This is a genomic window from Pseudomonas sp. FP2309, from assembly GCF_030687575.1.
Lineage (GTDB): Bacteria > Pseudomonadota > Gammaproteobacteria > Pseudomonadales > Pseudomonadaceae > Aquipseudomonas.
In genome coordinates, this window is record NZ_CP117439.1 from 1,334,544 (window position 1) to 1,351,337 (window position 16,794).

Here is a 16,794-nt window from a genome sequence, read left to right on the forward strand (position 1 = left end):
TATGACGTATGCCGGGCGCGGTTCCTGCGACTTTTGGCGGCTTGTGTGGTTAGGGCCTGCTGTGTATCTTGATCAGCCTTTGGCCGTTTGTGCGGCCCGAATCCTATTTTTGCGAGCCATATTTCTACGGGATTTGCCCCCACGTGGCGAATCCGAGCGTCATCTCTATAAAAAATTGAGGAGCACATCGATGCGCGTCATTCTGCTGGGAGCTCCCGGGGCCGGTAAAGGTACTCAGGCAAAGTTCATCACTGAAAAATTCGGCATTCCACAAATCTCCACCGGCGACATGCTGCGTGCGGCCGTCAAGGCCGGTACCGAGCTGGGCCTGATCGCCAAGAGCGTGATGGACAGCGGTGGCCTGGTCTCCGATGACCTGATCATCAACCTGGTCAAGGAACGCATCAGCCAGGAAGACTGCAAGAACGGTTTCCTGTTCGACGGTTTCCCACGCACCATTCCCCAGGCCGAAGCCCTGGTGAAGGCGGGTGTCGAGTTGGACGCGGTGGTCGAAATCGCCGTTGAAGACGAAGAGATCGTTCAGCGTATCGCCGGCCGTCGCGTTCACGAAGGTTCGGGCCGTGTGTATCACGTGGTCTACAACCCGCCGAAGGTTGAAGGCAAGGACGATGTCACCGGTGAAGACCTGGTGCAGCGCAAAGACGACACCGAAGAAACCGTGCGTCATCGCCTGTCGGTCTACCACTCGCAGACCAAGCCGCTGGTGGACTTCTACCAGAAGCTGTCCGCTGCCCAGGGCAAGCCGAAGTACAGCCATATCCCTGGCGTTGGCTCGGTCGAAGCGATTACTGCCAAGGTGCTTGAAGCACTCAAGTAATCCGGCGATCAGCTTCACTGACAACGGCCCGCTTGCGGGCCGTTGTTGTTTATACTGGCGCACTTTTTTCCGACTTGGACACCTACACCGATGAGCACCCTGCTGGCCCTGGACACCGCGACCGAAGCTTGCTCCGTTGCCTTGCTGCACGATGGCAAAGTAACCAGCCACTACGAGGTGATCCCGCGGCTGCACGCACAGAAGCTGTTGCCGATGATCAAGCAACTGCTGGAAGACGCCGGCACCACGCTGGCGGCCGTCGATGCCATCGCCTTCGGGCGTGGCCCCGGTGCGTTTACCGGTGTGCGTATCGCCATTGGCGTGGTGCAAGGCCTGGCATTTGCCCTTGAGCGTCCGGTGTTACCGGTGTCCAACCTTGCCGTGCTGGCCCAGCGTGCATTACGTGAACACGGTGCCTCGCAAGTCGCCGCGGCGATCGACGCGCGGATGGATGAGGTCTATTGGGGCTGCTACCGCGAAACCGCTGGCGAAATGCGCCTGGTGGGAGTTGAAGCGGTGCAGCCGCCGCAGGCGTCGGTACTGCCTGACGATGCCAGCGGTGAGTGGTTCGGTGCCGGCACCGGCTGGGGCTATGGTGAGCGCATCGGCGTGCAACTGGTCGGCCAGGACGCCACGCTCTTGCCTCACGCCGAAGACTTGCTGACCTTGGCGCGTTTCGCATTCGAGCGCGGCGAAGCGATTCCTGCTGACCAGGCAGCGCCGGTTTATTTGCGCGATAAAGTCGCGCAGACCAAAGCAGAGCGCGGGATTATTTGACGTCAAAAATGATGGCAATTTGAAGCAAAAGTCGCCAATCGTCAGAATTTGCCCCCGGTTTCAAACCTTTTTCAAATTATGTGTTCTAGTTATCACCAGAGCATTTGCGCGTTACGGATAGCGCCACTAAAATGCCATTACTGATAGCGAGTTCGCGCCTATGCGTATTGATGGATTTTCCTCACAGTCGTACCCAATCAAGCGTAAGCCACGCAAGGCGAACGCCACGGTGGACGACTCCGTCGAGGATTCGCCGGACTTCATCGAAGTCCAGGCCGATGCGCAGCCCACCGCCCAAGCACGTATCAGCGGTGTTCCTGCCCGTCAGCAAGACATGGTCTTCCCGCGCTCCATGAGCAAAAGCGTTGCCACCGCCCTGGCCAGCTACCTGACCACCGCCGGCTTTGTCGAATGGGATATGGAAGTGCTGGGCCTCGACATCCACATCTGATGCGTCTGCCTTATTTCATCGGTTGCCCGTCCTGGAGTGAAAACGCCTGGCGCGAGTACCTGTACCCCGCCGACGCCCGTTCCAGCGATTACCTCGCACTGTATTCCCAGGTTTTCAACGCCGTTGAAGGCAACACCACGTTTTATGCCCGCCCCTCGGCCGCCACGGTGCAGCGCTGGGCCGAGATCATGCCCGCTGACTTTCGCTTCACCGCCAAATTTCCCGGTGATATCAGCCATGGTGGCGACTTGCGCGAACAGTTGCCGGCGGCAGAAAGCTTTGTCGGGTTGATGAGCCCGCTCGGCGAACGTGTTTCGCCGTTTTGGCTGCAACTGTCGGCGGGTTTTTCACCGCAACGCCTGGCCGAACTGGCCGGGTTTATCGATGGCCTGGAGCGTCCAATGGCCGTGGAGGTGCGCCACCCGGAATTCTTCGCCAGGGGCGACGCCGAGCGCAGGCTCAATCGCTTGCTGCGCGATCGCGGCGTTGAGCGGGTCTGCCTAGACCCGCGGGCGCTGTTCAGTTGCACATCCACCTCGGCAGCGGTACTGCATGCTCAATCCAAAAAGCCCAAGGTGCCGCCACGCCCGGCCGCGCTGACCCTGTTTCCACAAGTGCGTTTTATCGGCCATCCGGAGTTGGAGGCTAACGATCCGTTCCTGATCCCATGGGTGGAAAAAATTGCCGGCTGGATCGAAGAGGGCCGCACGCCCTACGTGTTCCTGCACACCTCGGATAACCGCCTGGCCGCCCAACTGGCCCTGCGTTTTCATGCGCAGCTGATGAACCGCCTGCCTGGCCTGCCGGCACTGCCGACCTTGCACCGAGAACCCGAAGTGCAGCAACTGGGGTTACTCTAGGGCTCCTTTTCTCGCCAGGAGTCAGTCATGGATGCCCAAGCCCTTCGCGCCGAAACCTTCAAGGCCTTGCACGAGCGCGACCGCGCGTTTGTGATGCCTAACCCTTGGGACGCAGGGTCTGCCGTGATGCTTGCCAGCCTGGGTTTTGAAGCGTTGGCCACCACCAGCGCGGGCTATGCGTTCAGCCTGGGGCGCCCGGACGCGGAAGGGGCGTTGTCCCTGCAAGACACGTTACTCAATGCCGCCATGATCGCCCAAGCCACCCCGTTGCCGGTGGCAGCCGACCTGGAAAACGGCTTCAGCGACACCCCAGAAGGCTGCGCCCAAACCATCCTGGGCGCGGCAGCCAGCGGTATTGTCGGCGGCTCCATCGAAGATGCCACGGGGATCGCCGTTGACCCGATCTACCCGTTCGATCTCTCCGTTCAGCGTGTCGAAGCCGCCGTGGCTGCGGCCCGCAGCCTGCCATTTGCCTTTACCTTGACCGCCCGAGCGGAAAACCTCCTGCACGGTCGCCTGGATCTGCCCGACACCATCCGCCGTCTGCAGGCGTACGCCGAAGCCGGTGCCGACGTGCTGTATGCGCCAGGCTTGCGCAGTGCCGAGGAGGTGTTGGCGGTGGTCAGGGCAGTGGCGCCCAAACCAGTGAATGTACTGATGTCCGGCGGTTTGAATTTGACGGTCGCGCAGCTCAGCGAGATGGGCGTGCGGCGCATCAGCCTCGGCTCGGCTCTGGCCTTGGCCGCTTACGGTGAGTTTTATCGTGCGGCCCAGGAGGTGTATGAGCTCGGCACGTTCACCTTTACTGAGCGCAAAATGCCGTTCAGTCAGGCCAACCAGTTCTTCAAGGTCTGAACCGTGCGGTTTTTCAAAGTGCTGGGTGTGTTGCTGCTGCTGGGGGGCGCGTGTGCCGTGGGTGTATGGCGGGGCTGGTTGCCGCTGGCGGATGCGTGGAACCCCTGGGCACCGCTGGACGTGCGCGCCAGCCCCAACCTGCTGACCCGCTACAAGCTGGGGCGCCTGCAGGATGACCCGGCGTTGTGCGATAAGGTGCTGCAAACCTCAGGGCTGCGCGTGAGCCATCAGGCGGATACAGCCGTCGACGCGGCGTGCCCGCTGCGCAACACCTTGCGGGTGCAAGGGGCACAGGTGGGCTTAAGCAGCAGCTTTCTCGCCAGTTGCCCGCTGGCCGTGGCGTTTGCCCTGTTCGAGCGTCACAGCCTGCAGCCGGCCGCCCAGGCGGTGTTTGGCCAAGCGGTGACACGGGTCGATCACTTGGGCAGCTTTGCCTGCCGAAATATGTATAACCGTGCTGAAGGGCGACTCAGCCAGCATGCCTCGGCCAATGCCCTGGATATCGCCGGCTTTCGTCTGGCGGACGGGCGCACCATCAGCGTGCTCAAGGATTGGCCGGGGCAGGGCGACAGCGCGCGGTTCCTGCGGCAGGTGCGTGACAGCGCCTGCGATGATTTCAACGTGGTGTTGAGCCCGGACTACAACGCCGCGCACCGCAACCACTTCCATTTGGACATGGGCCGATGGTGGGTGTGTCGCTGAGGGTCAGGCGGCCAGGCGCAGGTTTTGCGTGATCAGTGGGCGTGCCCAGTGATAGTCGAAGTCCAGGGCCTTTTGTTGGGCCAGCAGCGCTTCAGTCGGGTAAGGCGTGGCAGGCGGTGGCAGCAGGTCCAGTTCGAACTCGGCAATCGGCAGGTGCAGCGCACGCGGTTGCGGTGCCGGGCCCGGCTCTGGCAGCGGCTGGCCGGCGGTCAGCACGATAGGACGTACCCAACCGCTTTCGAAGTTTTGCTGGCGTTGCTGGGCGACGATCTCTTCGTCCGGGAACGGCGTGGCGGCCGGTGGCAGCAACTCGGTTTCGAATTCGGCGATGGGCAGGAACAGCGGCTCGGGTGGGGCGATTTCTGTATCTTTCACGTCGCACTCACGCTGGGTGAGGATCTGCGACAGCAGGTCGGCACCAGCGCCTGGTTCTACCGCCGGGTCCATCGGTGCCGACGCCTGGGTGGCCAGCGCGTGCGGCGCATCGCCGAGCTGCTCGGCCAGAGCCCGTGCGAAGAAGTCCTGCCACACATGGCTCACCCCGGCCAGCGCTTGGGTATTGCGCAGGCCGTAGTGGTTGTGGGTCGGCAGTACACCGATGGTTAGGGGGAGAATGTCTGACATTTTTTTCGGTCGACGCTCAGCTCTGGCAAAATACCTGACTGTTGTTTTTATCGGCCGTGGTTTGCCGATCCTTAATATTTTTGAGCGTAGCGATTGATGAGCGAACATCCAGCGGCCAGCCGCATCCAGGTCGAGGCCATGGCCGAAGGTTTCAAGGCGCGCGCCGAGCATTGGGCGCAGCTGCTCGGTTTACCGTTGCAGTGCGCGGAGGCGGAGTTTTCCCTGCAGGTGGGTGAGCACGGTCTGCAACTGCAACAGCTCGGGCCTGACGCGCCGGGGCCGGTGCGCGTGGACTTCGTTGAAGGTGGCGCGGCGCATCGCCGTCTGTACGGTGGCGGCAGTGGGCAGATGATCGCCAAGGCCGTGGGCATCGCCCAAGGCGTGCGTCCACGGGTGCTGGACGCCACGGCAGGCCTGGGCAAGGACGCGTTCGTGCTCGCCAGCCTGGGCTGCGAAATGAGCCTGATCGAACGCCAGCCGCTGATCGGCGCCTTGCTCGAAGACGGCCTGGCCCGTGGTGCGGATGATTTTGAAGTGGCGCCGATCGTCGCGCGCATGAAACTGCTCAAGGGTAATTCCATCGACGTGATGCTCAATTGGGAAGGCGAGCCGCCCCAGGTGATCTACCTCGACCCGATGTTTCCTCACCGTGAGAAAACCGCGCTGGTGAAGAAGGAAATGCGCCTGTTCCGACCCTTGGTCGGCGATGACCCGGACGCACCGGCTTTGCTGGCCGCGGCCCTGGCACTGGCCAGCCACCGTGTGGTGGTCAAGCGCCCGCGCAAGGCGCCGTGCATCGAAGGGCCCAAGCCCAGCCATGCGCTGGATGGTAAATCCAGCCGCTATGACATCTATCCCAAGAAAGCGCTCAAACCTTGAGGTTCAAGGCCTGTAGGCCCGCATAAACAACCCCACTACGTCCCGTACATGCGCTTCGGCGGCGTCTTCGCTCAGTTGCCCGCCGCAGCCATACAGCAAGCAGAAGTTTGCAGTGCCCTTGAGCAGGCAAAAGAAGTGCTCGGCCGCCGTAAACGGCTTGTCGATGCTCAGCGCGCCGCTCTGGTCGATCTTACTCAGCAGGCGCTCCATGCCTTGCAGCATGCGCATGGGCCCGGCTTCGAAGAAGATCTGCGACAGTTTCACGTCCTGATTGCCGGTGGTCATCATCAGGCGATGCAGGTTCACCGACTCCTCGCTGTTGATCAGTCGATGAAAGCCCCGCGCGATGTTCAATAACACCGTTTGCACGGGCACACCTTCGGGCAGCTCGAAGAACATCACCGGCAATTGTTCTTCGCACTTGGCCACTACGGCAGCGGTGAACAAGGTCTCTTTGTCGGTGAAGTGGCTGTAGACGGTCAGTTTCGATACGCCGGCCTCGAGGGCCACGGCATCCATGCTGGTGTTGGCGTAACCATTGCTCAAAAACAGAAATTTCGCTGCTTCGAGGATTGCCTGGCGTTTTGCCATGTCCTTGGGGCGCCCGGGGCTGTTGGTGTTCGCAGGATTGTCGGACATCTTCACCTTTAATACTGGACTGGTGAGTTTGGTATTAATAACATACCGGCCAGTATAATTATTCCTAGCTCCATTTGCGAAAGGTCCTTCAGCATGCGCAGCACTTTCCTGCCCTTTGCGTTGCCTGTCGGTCTGGTCCTTCTGTTGGCCGCGTGCGGCCATGAAGAAGCGGCCCAGACCACCGTCCGCCCGGCCATGGTGGTGCAGCCGCAGCCCTCGGCGCAGTCCACGGACAGTTACCCCGGTGAAGTGCGCGCTCGCTATGAACCTGACCTGGCCTTTCGCATCGGTGGCAAAGTCAGCAAGCGGCTGGTGGAAGAGGGCGAGCGGGTCAAGGCTAATCAACCGCTGGCGGAACTCGATCCTCAGGACGTGCGCCTGCAACTGGAAGCCACCCGTGCGCAAGTGGCCGCCGCCGAGGCCAACCTGAGCCTGGTGCGTGCCGAGCGGGATCGCTACAAGACCCTGATGGACCGTCAGATGGTCAGCCGTTCTCAGTACGACAATTCCGAAAATCTCTACCGATCCGGTGAAGCGCGCCTCAAGCAAATCAAGGCTGAATTCGACGTGGCCAGCAACCAGGCCGGTTACGCCGTGTTGCGTGCGCCGCAGGATGGTGTGGTCGCCAAGCGCGCGGTGGAGGTCGGCCAAGTGGTGTCAGCCGGCCAAACCGTGTTCACCCTGGCCACCGATGGCGAGCGTGAAGTGTTGATCAGCCTGCCCGAACAAGGGTTTGGTCGCTTCAAGATCGGCCAACCGGTGGCGGTGGAATTGTGGAGCCAGCCGGATCAGCGTTTCTCCGGGCGCATTCGTGAGCTGTCACCGGCGGCCGATCCCAAGTCGCGCACCTTCGCTGCCCGTGTCGCCTTCACCGGCGGCAAGGTCCCGGCGGAGTTGGGCCAGAGCGCCCGCGTCTTCATCCAGGTCGACGGCGTGGTTCCGCTGTCGGTGCCGCTGTCGGCCCTGAGTGCCGAGAACGGTGCGTCCTACGTTTGGCGTGTGCAGTCGGACAACACCCTCAAGCGCGTCCCGGTGCGTATCGGCGCGTTCGGCGAAAAAACCGTCCCGGTGCTGGAAGGCCTGACCCCCACTGACTGGGTAGTCGCGGCGGGCGTGCATGTGCTCCACGAGGGCCAGCAAGTGCGGCCGGTGGATCGCTCCAACCGTGTGGTGAATCTGGCGGCCAAGGAGTAGTCCCCGATGGGTTTCAATCTTTCCGAATGGGCGTTGCGTAATCGCCAGATCGTACTGTTCCTGATGATCCTGCTGGCAGTGGTCGGCACGTTGTCCTACACCAAGCTGGGGCAAAGCGAAGATCCGCCGTTCACCTTCAAGGCCATGGTGATCAAGACCAATTGGCCAGGGGCCACGGCCGAGGAAGTGTCGCGTCAGGTCACCGAACGCATTGAGAAGAAACTCATGGAGACCGGCGAGTACGAACGCATTGTCTCGTTCTCGCGGCCCGGTGAGTCCCAGGTCACCTTCATGGCCCGCGACTCCATGCATTCGGCGAAGATTCCCGAGCTGTGGTACCAGGTGCGCAAGAAAATCAGCGACATCCGCCAAACGCTGCCGCCGGATATCCAGGGGCCGTTTTTCAACGATGAATTCGGCACCACCTTCGGCAACATCTACGCCCTGACCGGTGATGGGTTTGACTACGCCGTGCTCAAGGACTACGCCGACCGCATCCAGATTCAACTGCAACGTGTACCGGACGTGGGCAAGGTCGAGCTGCTGGGCCTGCAGGACGAGAAGATCTGGATCGAGCTGTCCAACCTCAAGCTCGCCACCCTCGGCTTGCCGTTGGCGGCGGTGCAGCAGGCCTTGCAGGAGCAGAACGCGGTGTCCACGGCCGGCTTCTTTGAAACCCCGAGCGAACGCGTGCAGCTGCGCGTGTCGGGTAATTTCAAGACAGTGGAGGAGATCCGTAACTTCCCGATTCGTGTCGGCGACCGCACCTTCCGTATCGGCGATGTGGCCGACATCCACCGTGGCTTCAACGACCCACCGGCACCGCGCATGCGTTACATGGGCGCTGACGCTATCGGCCTGGCGGTGGCCATGCGTGAAGGGGGCGACATCCTCGTGCTCGGCAAGGCTCTTGAAGGCGAATTCGCACGCTTGCAGAAGAACCTTCCGGCCGGCATGGAGCTGCGCAAGGTGTCGGACCAACCGGCAGCGGTGAAAACCGGCGTCGGTGAATTCGTGCAAGTGCTGGCGGAAGCGCTGGCGATTGTGTTGCTGGTGAGCTTCTTCTCCCTGGGTGTGCGCACCGGCATGGTCGTGGCCCTGGCGATTCCGCTGGTATTGGCGATGACCTTCGCCACCATGTATTACCTGGGCATCGGCCTGCACAAGATCTCCCTCGGCGCGTTGGTATTGGCGCTGGGCTTGCTGGTGGACGATGCAATCATTGCCGTGGAAATGATGGCGATCAAAATGGAGCAGGGCTACGACCGGCTTAAAGCCGCGAGCTTCGCCTGGACCAGCACCGCCTTTCCGATGCTCACCGGTACGCTGATCACCGCCGCCGGCTTCCTGCCGATTGCCACCGCGCAATCGAGCACCGGCGAATACACCCGGTCGATCTTCCAGGTGGTGACCATCGCGCTGCTCGCTTCATGGGTTGCTGCGGTGGTGTTTGTGCCGTATCTGGGAGAAAAACTCCTACCCGATCTTGCGAAGATTCATGCCGCCAAACACGGCACGGATGGCCCCGATCCCTACGGCACGCCGTTCTACCAGCGCGTCAGACGTTTGGTGGAGTGGTGCGTGCGTCGCCGCAAAACCGTGATCGTGCTGACCTTGCTGCTGTTTATCGGCTCGGTGGCGTTGTTCCGCTTTGTGCCGCAACAGTTCTTCCCGGCCTCCGGCCGCCTGGAGTTGATGGTCGACCTGAAGCTGGCCGAAGGCGCGTCCCTGAGCAACACCGCCGACCAGGTCAAACGCTTGGAAGGCTTGCTCAAAGGCCACGCGGGCATCGACAACTATGTGGCTTACGTCGGCACCGGTTCGCCACGGTTCTACCTGCCTCTGGACCAGCAACTGCCGGCCGCCAGCTTTGCGCAGTTTGTGGTGCTGGCCAAGACCATCGAGGAGCGCGAAAGCCTGCGCACCTGGCTGATCGAAACCCTCAATGAACAGTTTCCCGACCTGCGTTCGCGCGTGACCCGCCTGGAAAACGGCCCGCCCGTGGGTTACCCGGTGCAGTTTCGCGTGACCGGTGAGCACATCGAAGAAGTCCGCGCCCTGGCGCGTAAAGTGGCGGCCAAGGTGCGCGAAAACACCCACGTCGCCAACGTGCACCTGGACTGGGAAGAACCGAGCAAGATCGTCTACTTGAATATTGACCAGGACCGCGCGAGGGCGCTGGGCGTGAGCACCGCCAACCTGTCCAAATTCCTCCAAAGCTCCTTGACCGGCTCCAGTGTCAGCCAGTATCGGGAGGACAACGAATTGATCGAGATCCTCTTGCGCGGCACCGTGCATGAGCGCACCGAACTGTCGCTGTTGCCCAGCCTGGCCGTGCCGACCGATAACGGTAAAAGCGTCGCCCTGTCGCAGATCGCCACCCTCGAGTACGGTTTCGAGGAAGGCATCATCTGGCACCGTAATCGCCTGCCGACCGTGACCGTGCGCGCCGATATCTATGGCAAGGAACAACCGGCGACGCTGGTCCAGCAGATCCAGCCGACGCTCGCGGATGTGCGTGCCCAGTTGCCCGATGGCTACCTGCTGGAAGTCGGCGGCACCGTGGAAGACTCCGCCCGCGGGCAAAACTCGGTGAAAGCCGGTGTGCCGCTGTTTATCGTGGTGGTGCTGACCTTGCTGATGCTGCAACTGCGCAGCTTCTCGCGCAGCGCCATGGTGTTTCTGACGGCGCCGCTGGGCTTGATCGGTGTGACATTGTTCCTGCTGGTGTTCCGCCAGCCCTTCGGCTTTGTGGCGATGCTCGGCACCATCGCCTTGTCGGGCATGATCATGCGTAACTCGGTGATCCTGGTGGACCAGATCGAGCAAGACATCAAAGCCGGCCTTGCGCCTTGGCAAGCCATTATCGAAGCCACCGTCCGACGCTTCCGCCCGATCGTGCTTACCGCACTCGCGGCGGTACTGGCGATGATCCCGCTGTCACGCAGCGTGTTCTTCGGGCCGATGGCGGTGGCGATCATGGGTGGATTGATTGTGGCGACGGCCTTGACGCTATTGTTTCTGCCGGCACTGTATGCTGCGTGGTTCAAAGTGAGGAAGGACGTCGCGTAACCATGTTGGCCACCGTTTCAGCCCTGATGTTGCTGCTGCTTGCCCCCGGCCCCACCAACACCCTGTTGTTTCGTGCCGGGGTGTTGTTTGGGTTTCGGGCGTCGTGGAAGCTGGTTCCAATAGAATGCCTGGCTTACGTGCTGCAAGTGTCGGCGTGGGGTTTGGCGTTGTGCTATCTGACAGCGATTTCGCCGTGGGCGTTGACGGTGACGCAATTGGCGGCGGCAGCCTACCTGCTGTATCTGTCGTGCAAGCTGTGGCAACGCAAGAGCAGTGAGATCAGCCAGGGCAAGGATCGCTTCAGCGGCTTTTACTTCTTCTGCATGACGGTCATGAACCCCAAAGGGGTGCTGATCGTCTCGTTTATCGCACCGGCCAATGCGTTCACCACGCTGCAAGGCTACCTCGTGTTCATGGGGACGCTGGCGCTGGTGGTGGTGCCGGTCGGGGTTGCCTGGGTGCTGCTGGGAAGTCGCTTTGAAGGGATTCAGAAGGGCTGGCTCACGCCCTTGAAGATCAACCGCGCGACGTCGATCGCCATCGGTTGCTTCGCGACGCTGATGATGGGGCGGCTGGCGGACTCATTGATTGGCTGATAGGGGGCCTGTCTCAAATTTCGTATTTATTGAGATAAGCGTTTTTTTCTGCTTTATTCAAATCTCAAAAAATAGAAAATTGAGACTTTGATGATCAAGCGGCCACCCGAGGTGCCGGAGGGTGTTTTCCATCTGATAGGCCAGGCGCCACACCTTCAGCACCTGTCTGACTATATGAAGCTCACTCAGCCAACAGACGGCCAAGGGCGGTATTTGCATTTTGATCAGCTACGCCACCGTTTTCCGTCACATTTGGATCCGGCGATATGCTGGGGAATCGTGAAATACGAGCGCTCCCGTGTTTCTCAGAAAATACTGCCTGTTGGCACACCGCAGGTCTGGTGCAACTTTGTGTTGACGCCGACGGCCCAGCGCGTGGTTTCCACGGTCGACAGATACGCCTCAACTGCCGCACTTGAATACATGAGTAGCAAGATAGGAAAGGCGGCTCACATCAAGTACCTGCTGAACGATCTGATTGAAGATGAAGCCATCAGCAGTAGCCAACTGGAGGGGGCTGTAACAACCACGCTGGTTGCAAAAGACATGTTGAAAAGAGAGCGGCTACCGAGAACACCCGATGAAAAAATGATTATCGGCAATTACCGGATGATGCGCTTTGCGTGGGATAAACGGAACGAGCCGCTCAGCATTGAACTTATTGCAGAAATGCACGAAGTGGGCTTCAGCGGCATCGATGATGATAAGTACTCGCCCGGCAGTTTTCGTCTCAACGATCAAGTAGTCGTTCAGGACGGAGAGGGTAATGTGGTGCATTCGCCGCCACCCGCTGAAGGGATCGTCGCCCGGTTGGACCGCTTGTCGGAATGGATCAACATCTGTCATGACGACGCTACGACCAGTCGCTACCTTCACCCTCTGATCAAAGGCATCTCTCTGCATTTCGCACTGGGTTTTGAACACCCATTTCGTGATGGCAACGGTCGAGTGGCGCGTGCGCTGTTCTACTGGTTCATGTTCAAAAGCGACTACGCAGCGTTCAGGTAGATATCGATCAGTGTGCTGCTCAAGAACGCCGCGGTTCAATACGGGAAGTCTTATCTTTATACCGAGACGGATGGGCTCGATCTCACTTACTTTATCGACTATCAGTGTTCGATTGTTCAGCGTGCGGTAGATGGGTTTAAAGAGTCGTACGAGCGCAGTGTTCGAGAGGCAGAAGCGTTTGATCGTTGGCTCTGGGACTCGGGACTTTACAACGCGTTGAGCGAAAAACAGAAAACTGTATTTCAGGTTGCCAAGAGCGGTACCGCCAAGCAGTTTACCGCCGTCAACGTGAAGGAGAATCTGGACTGTTCTTACAATACGGCGTCAGCGGTGCTCAATGGCCTTGTTGAGTTGAATCTCTTCGTCAAAGAGAAGCAGGGCCGTGAATGGGTATTTTCTATGCGGGATCAGGCTGAAATACAAAAGAACTGGTTAAAACGCTGATCAACGCCCACGTTTCCTTGACCCGTGGGCGTTTCAGGCATTACAGCGCGCCAAACACCTTCTTCGCCAAACTGGTGGCCGCCGCCGCCGGGTTCTTGCGAATGGTTTCTTCCTGCTGCGCAATCATCTTGAACAAGCCGTCCAGCGCCTGTTCGGTCACGTAGTTTTCGACGTTGGCGCTCTTGGCATCTACTGCACCGAAGGCTGCGGCTTTGCCGGCCAGGGCGTTGTATTGCTGGGCTACGCCGACTTTGTCGGTAGCGGCCTTGACGATCGGCAGGAACTTGGCGCGAATTTGTTCGCGGCTGCTTTTGTTCAGGTACTGGGTGGCGGAGTCCTGGCCGCCGCTGAGGATGCCTTTGGCGTCGGTCACGCTCATGTTTTTCACGGCGTTCACCAGAATCGGCTGGGCCTGGGTCACGGCGGTTTCCGCGGCTTTGTTCATGCTGTCTTCCAGCTGCGTGACCTGCTCACCCATGCCGAACATTTTCAGCTTGTCGGCAACTTTGCCCAGCTTGCCCGGCAGGCCGATTTTCACTTCGGGGTTATTGCTGAAACCACCGGGTACACCCAGTTGTTTCACGGCGATCTGTGCGCCTTGGGTGAGGGCATCCTTGAGGCCGCCGCTGGCATCGCCCTGGGACAGGCTGCCAAGGTCCAGGGCCATGGCGTTGGCGCCGAGCAGCAGGCCGGCACACAGGGCGGTAAAGCGAAGGGAGTTACGGAGCATGGGTGCTTCCTTTTGATCGAATTCAGTGGGCCACGGCATCAACGCGCAAGCGCAGGGGGTGTGGGTCCTGGCCGTCGAGTTGTACCGCGTGCCGTTCGGTGGTGATAAACAGTAGCTTGCCGTCCAGTTCGATGCGAGCGCTCACCGAATAACGATGGCCGGGCTTGATCTGGGCCGGGTCGTAGCTCAGGTGAAACGGCAGCGGCACCTGGCCTTTGACCGGGCCTTTCTGCTCGGCAAGGGTCACGGCCGGCGCGTCCATCAGCGATACGTCCTGCAGGCTGACGCTCAAGGTGGCGTTCGGTGGCAGGGCGATGCGTTGCAGGTAGAACACTTCGCCATCAAGGCTTGCCTGGGGCGTGTGATGCATGGATTGGCAGGCTCCGAGCAGGGCGGTAAGGCCCAGGAGAATGATCTTTTTCATGGTGCAGCTCCTTTTCAACGGCGCCGGCATCCAGCGGGCGCCTGTTTAAATCTAGCGGGTTTCTTCCGAGTCCACTGGCGCGTCGGCTATGCCGTCGACACGGTGCAGGGCCACTTGGCGTATCGACAGGCGAATCTCTGCCGGCAATACGCGTTTGGCGGCGCCTTCGGCCAGTTCGCCGAGCAGATCGTGGTAGCTCAACTTGCCGGCTGCGTCGCGGCGCAGCACATCCTGCTCCAGCAACGTCTGAATAAAATGTCGGAAAAGGCTCTTATCGAAGAACTCCGGCGCATTGAGCCCATGCAGGATCGACAGGCGCTGGGCCATGATCGTGCACAGGTCTTCCAACTCTTCGGCGCTGATGCTGTTCTGGCCGCTGTTGAGCAGCAGCGAGATCGCCATATAGAAGCGCTGCAGGGTCTGGGCGATGCTCTTGGACAGCAGCGTCAGCAGCACAAAGTGCCGCGAACTCGGCGCCGTGCGCAGGTACACGTCGTTCTCGAAGCGCAGCAGGCCTTGTTCGACAAAGGCCTCGAGCCATTGGTCGACCACCGTGTCCAACTCATCCTGCGACCAGCGGATAAACAGCTCCGATTGCAGGTACGGGTAAAGCGCGTGGGTGTAGCGCAGGATCTGTTCGCGGCTCATGCGCGAGCTGCTCTGAAAGAAACTCGCCAGCAACGCCGGCAGGGCGAAGATGTGCAGTACGTTGTTGCGGTAGTAGGTCATCAGGACGGCGTTCTGCTCGTCCAGGTACACAATCTTACCCAGGGCGTCGCTCTGTTCCGACAGCAAATCCATGTCCTTGACGTGCTTGATCAGCGCCAGGCCGTCGCCCTCGGGCAGTGTGGTGTGCGGCGAATACGGCACGCGACGCAGCAGCGCCAGGTACAGGTCCAACTGGCGGGCCATGGCCTGTTCGTCCAAGGCCAGGCGTGTGGTCGACAGCAATGCCAGGGCCACGAGGTTCACCGGGTTGACCGCCGCGGCCTCGTTCAAGTGGCGCGCCACCTGGTCGCCGAGGCGGTTGGTGGTTTCATTGAGCCAGGCCGGCTTGTAATTCGGTCCCAGCTCCTGGGTGCGCCAGTCGGGCTGCTCAGCGTCAAGGAACTCCGCCAGCTTGATCGGCTCACCAAAATTGACCGCGACTTGGCCGAACCGCTGCTTGAGCGCGCCGACCACTTTGAAAATATCGAAGATCGACTCTTTCTTCTTGCTCGCCCCGCGCAACTCACCGAGGTAGGTGCGGCCTTCGAGCACGCGCTCATAGCCGATATACACCGGTACAAACACGATCGGCATGCGCGAGGAGCGCAGGAAGCTGCGCAGGGTAATCGCCAGCATCCCGGTTTTCGGTTGCAGCATGCGCCCGGTACGTGAGCGTCCGCCTTCGACGAAGTACTCCACCGGGAAACCTTTGGTGAACAGGGTGTGCAGGTATTCGTTGAACACTGAGGTGTACAGCGGGTTGCCCTTGAAGGTGCGGCGCATGAAAAACGCACCGCCACGGCGCAGCAGGCTACCGATCACCGGCATGTTCAGGTTGATACCGGCAGCGATGTGCGGCGGGGTCAGGCCATTCTTGAACAGCAGGTAAGAGAGCAACAGGTAGTCGATGTGGCTGCGGTGGCAGGGCACGTAGATGACCTCGTAGCCCTGGGCAACCTTTTGCACGCCCTCGATGTTATTGACCTTGATGCCGTCGTAGATCTTGTTCCAGAACCAGCTCAGCACCACCTCCAGGAAGCGGATCGCGGTGTAGGTGTAGTCCGAGGCGATCTCGTTGCCGTAGCGCAGGGCCTGGGCCTTGGCTTTTTCCGGGGAGATTTTTTCGCGCTCGGCTTCCTCGGCAATGGCCTGGCGCACCAGCGGCATGTTGACCAACCCCTTCACCAGGTTGCGGCGGTGGGACAGGTCGGGGCCGATCACGGCAGTCTTCAGGTTACGAAAGTGCACACGCAGGATGCGTTGGGCCATGCGCACGGTGCGTTCGTGACCTTTATTGTGCTCGATCAATTCACGCAGGTTGATAGGCGCCGAGAATTGCACACGGGTCTTGCGACCCAGGATCAGGATGCTCAACAAGCGGCGCAGACGGCCGGTGACCGCCCAGCTGTCGGCGAATAACAGTTTCCACGGGCTGGACTCGCTTGCCGGCGTCTGTCCCCAGAACACGCTGACCGGAATGATTTGTGCATTCTCTTCGGCGTGCTCGGTCAGGGTGTTGACCAGGCGGGTCAGGGTCGGCGGCGCGCCGCGCTTGTCCTGGCGGCCCAGCCAGTCCGGATCGGGCGTGAGGTAGAAGAACGCCGCCGGCTCCATCAACGGGCCCACCGATACCGACAACACCGGGCGCGGCAAGCCGGCCTTGGTGCATTCGGCATCGACCACGGCCAACTCGCTGAGGGAGGGCGATTGCAGGACGTAAAACACCGGCCGGCTGCGGTCCAGGTTCAGGGTTAGGGACGACTGGTTGATCGTCTCCGAGCGAACCCAGAGGTACAACAGTCGGCGCAAGGTGCCAAATACCAGACGGCGGAACGGGGAGCGGGTCATAGGTGAGCTGCTTGAAGTGGAAAAAACCGAGCAGGCGCTCGGGCGGGTAGTGTGCCGTATTCGCCGAAAATCGGCAAAAAAGCAGCGATGTAAACTTGAGTTGATCGTTTTTGAGCGCGTCTTATACTCGGCAGTTCAACGCGAC

The 16,794-nt window shown here is 60.5% G+C and carries 15 protein-coding genes and 1 pseudogene; 11 read left to right on the forward strand and 5 right to left on the reverse strand.

What is annotated here, in order from left to right:
* Positions 1-190: 190 nt before the first annotated feature.
* From adk to PSH59_RS06035, 6 genes are all read left to right on the forward strand, one after another.
* On the forward strand, positions 191-838 hold the full coding sequence (gene adk, locus PSH59_RS06010) for an adenylate kinase (protein ID WP_248075869.1): 648 nt from the start codon (positions 191-193) through the stop codon (positions 836-838).
* 90 nt (positions 839-928) lie between these two features.
* Positions 929-1,615: a tRNA (adenosine(37)-N6)-threonylcarbamoyltransferase complex dimerization subunit type 1 TsaB gene (gene tsaB / locus PSH59_RS06015; RefSeq protein WP_248075889.1), complete on the forward strand. Its 687-nt coding sequence runs from the start codon at positions 929-931 to the stop codon at positions 1,613-1,615.
* Between the two features lie 160 nt (positions 1,616-1,775).
* Positions 1,776-2,066, forward strand: coding sequence for a hypothetical protein (locus PSH59_RS06020; RefSeq protein ID WP_305394551.1), 291 nt, complete (start codon positions 1,776-1,778; stop codon positions 2,064-2,066).
* Complete coding sequence (locus PSH59_RS06025; protein ID WP_248075894.1) at positions 2,066-2,926, forward strand: DUF72 domain-containing protein; 861 nt, start codon at positions 2,066-2,068, stop codon at positions 2,924-2,926. The genes PSH59_RS06020 and PSH59_RS06025 overlap by 1 nt, the downstream gene beginning before the upstream one ends.
* Positions 2,927-2,953: 27 nt before the next feature.
* On the forward strand, positions 2,954-3,781 hold the full coding sequence (locus PSH59_RS06030) for an oxaloacetate decarboxylase (RefSeq protein WP_305394552.1): 828 nt from the start codon (positions 2,954-2,956) through the stop codon (positions 3,779-3,781).
* A 3-nt stretch (positions 3,782-3,784) separates the two neighbouring features.
* Positions 3,785-4,483, forward strand: a complete 699-nt coding sequence (locus PSH59_RS06035) for an extensin family protein (RefSeq protein WP_305394553.1) — start codon at positions 3,785-3,787, stop codon at positions 4,481-4,483.
* A 3-nt stretch (positions 4,484-4,486) separates the two neighbouring features.
* On the opposite strand, the gene PSH59_RS06040 is transcribed toward PSH59_RS06035, so the two are convergent.
* A complete protein-coding gene (locus PSH59_RS06040) occupies positions 4,487-5,107 on the reverse strand; it encodes an energy transducer TonB (protein ID WP_305394554.1) in 621 nt (206 codons plus the stop codon).
* 96 nt (positions 5,108-5,203) lie between these two features.
* Between PSH59_RS06040 and PSH59_RS06045 the strand changes: the two genes are divergently transcribed.
* Positions 5,204-5,986, forward strand: a complete 783-nt coding sequence (locus PSH59_RS06045; protein ID WP_248075908.1) for a class I SAM-dependent methyltransferase — start codon at positions 5,204-5,206, stop codon at positions 5,984-5,986.
* Between the two features lie 3 nt (positions 5,987-5,989).
* Here PSH59_RS06045 and PSH59_RS06050 read toward each other — a convergent pair whose 3' ends face one another.
* Positions 5,990-6,625, reverse strand: coding sequence for a TetR/AcrR family transcriptional regulator (locus PSH59_RS06050; protein WP_305394555.1), 636 nt, complete (start codon positions 6,623-6,625; stop codon positions 5,990-5,992).
* Positions 6,626-6,718: 93 nt separating this feature from the next.
* Here PSH59_RS06050 and PSH59_RS06055 point away from each other — a divergent pair, with 93 nt between their 5' ends.
* The 4 genes and pseudogenes from PSH59_RS06055 (at position 6,719) to PSH59_RS06070 (ending at position 12,939) form a co-directional block, all read left to right on the forward strand.
* Positions 6,719-7,819, forward strand: coding sequence for an efflux RND transporter periplasmic adaptor subunit (locus PSH59_RS06055; RefSeq protein WP_305394556.1), 1,101 nt, complete (start codon positions 6,719-6,721; stop codon positions 7,817-7,819).
* Between the two features lie 6 nt (positions 7,820-7,825).
* Entirely contained in the window at positions 7,826-10,891 is a 3,066-nt protein-coding gene (locus PSH59_RS06060) for an efflux RND transporter permease subunit (RefSeq protein WP_248075916.1), read from the forward strand.
* Positions 10,892-10,893: 2 nt separating this feature from the next.
* Entirely contained in the window at positions 10,894-11,487 is a 594-nt protein-coding gene (locus PSH59_RS06065) for a threonine transporter RhtB (protein WP_305394557.1), read from the forward strand.
* A 93-nt stretch (positions 11,488-11,580) separates the two neighbouring features.
* A pseudogene (locus PSH59_RS06070) lies at positions 11,581-12,939 on the forward strand (Fic family protein).
* Positions 12,940-12,979: 40 nt separating this feature from the next.
* On the opposite strand, the gene PSH59_RS06075 reads toward PSH59_RS06070, so the two are convergent.
* From PSH59_RS06075 to plsB, 3 genes are read right to left on the reverse strand one after another with little or no spacing between them, the layout of a single operon-like run.
* The gene (locus PSH59_RS06075) at positions 12,980-13,669 is read right to left on the reverse strand and encodes a DUF4197 domain-containing protein (RefSeq protein ID WP_248075929.1); all 690 of its coding nucleotides are present in this window, start codon (positions 13,667-13,669) and stop codon (positions 12,980-12,982) included.
* A 22-nt stretch (positions 13,670-13,691) separates the two neighbouring features.
* Positions 13,692-14,093 carry a YbaY family lipoprotein gene (locus tag PSH59_RS06080; RefSeq protein ID WP_305394558.1) on the reverse strand — a complete coding sequence of 134 codons (402 nt, stop codon included), beginning with the start codon at positions 14,091-14,093 and terminating at the stop codon, positions 13,692-13,694.
* A gap of 51 nt (positions 14,094-14,144) precedes the next feature.
* A complete protein-coding gene (plsB, locus tag PSH59_RS06085) occupies positions 14,145-16,649 on the reverse strand; it encodes a glycerol-3-phosphate 1-O-acyltransferase PlsB (RefSeq protein ID WP_305394559.1) in 2,505 nt (834 codons plus the stop codon).
* Positions 16,650-16,794 lie beyond the last annotated feature (145 nt).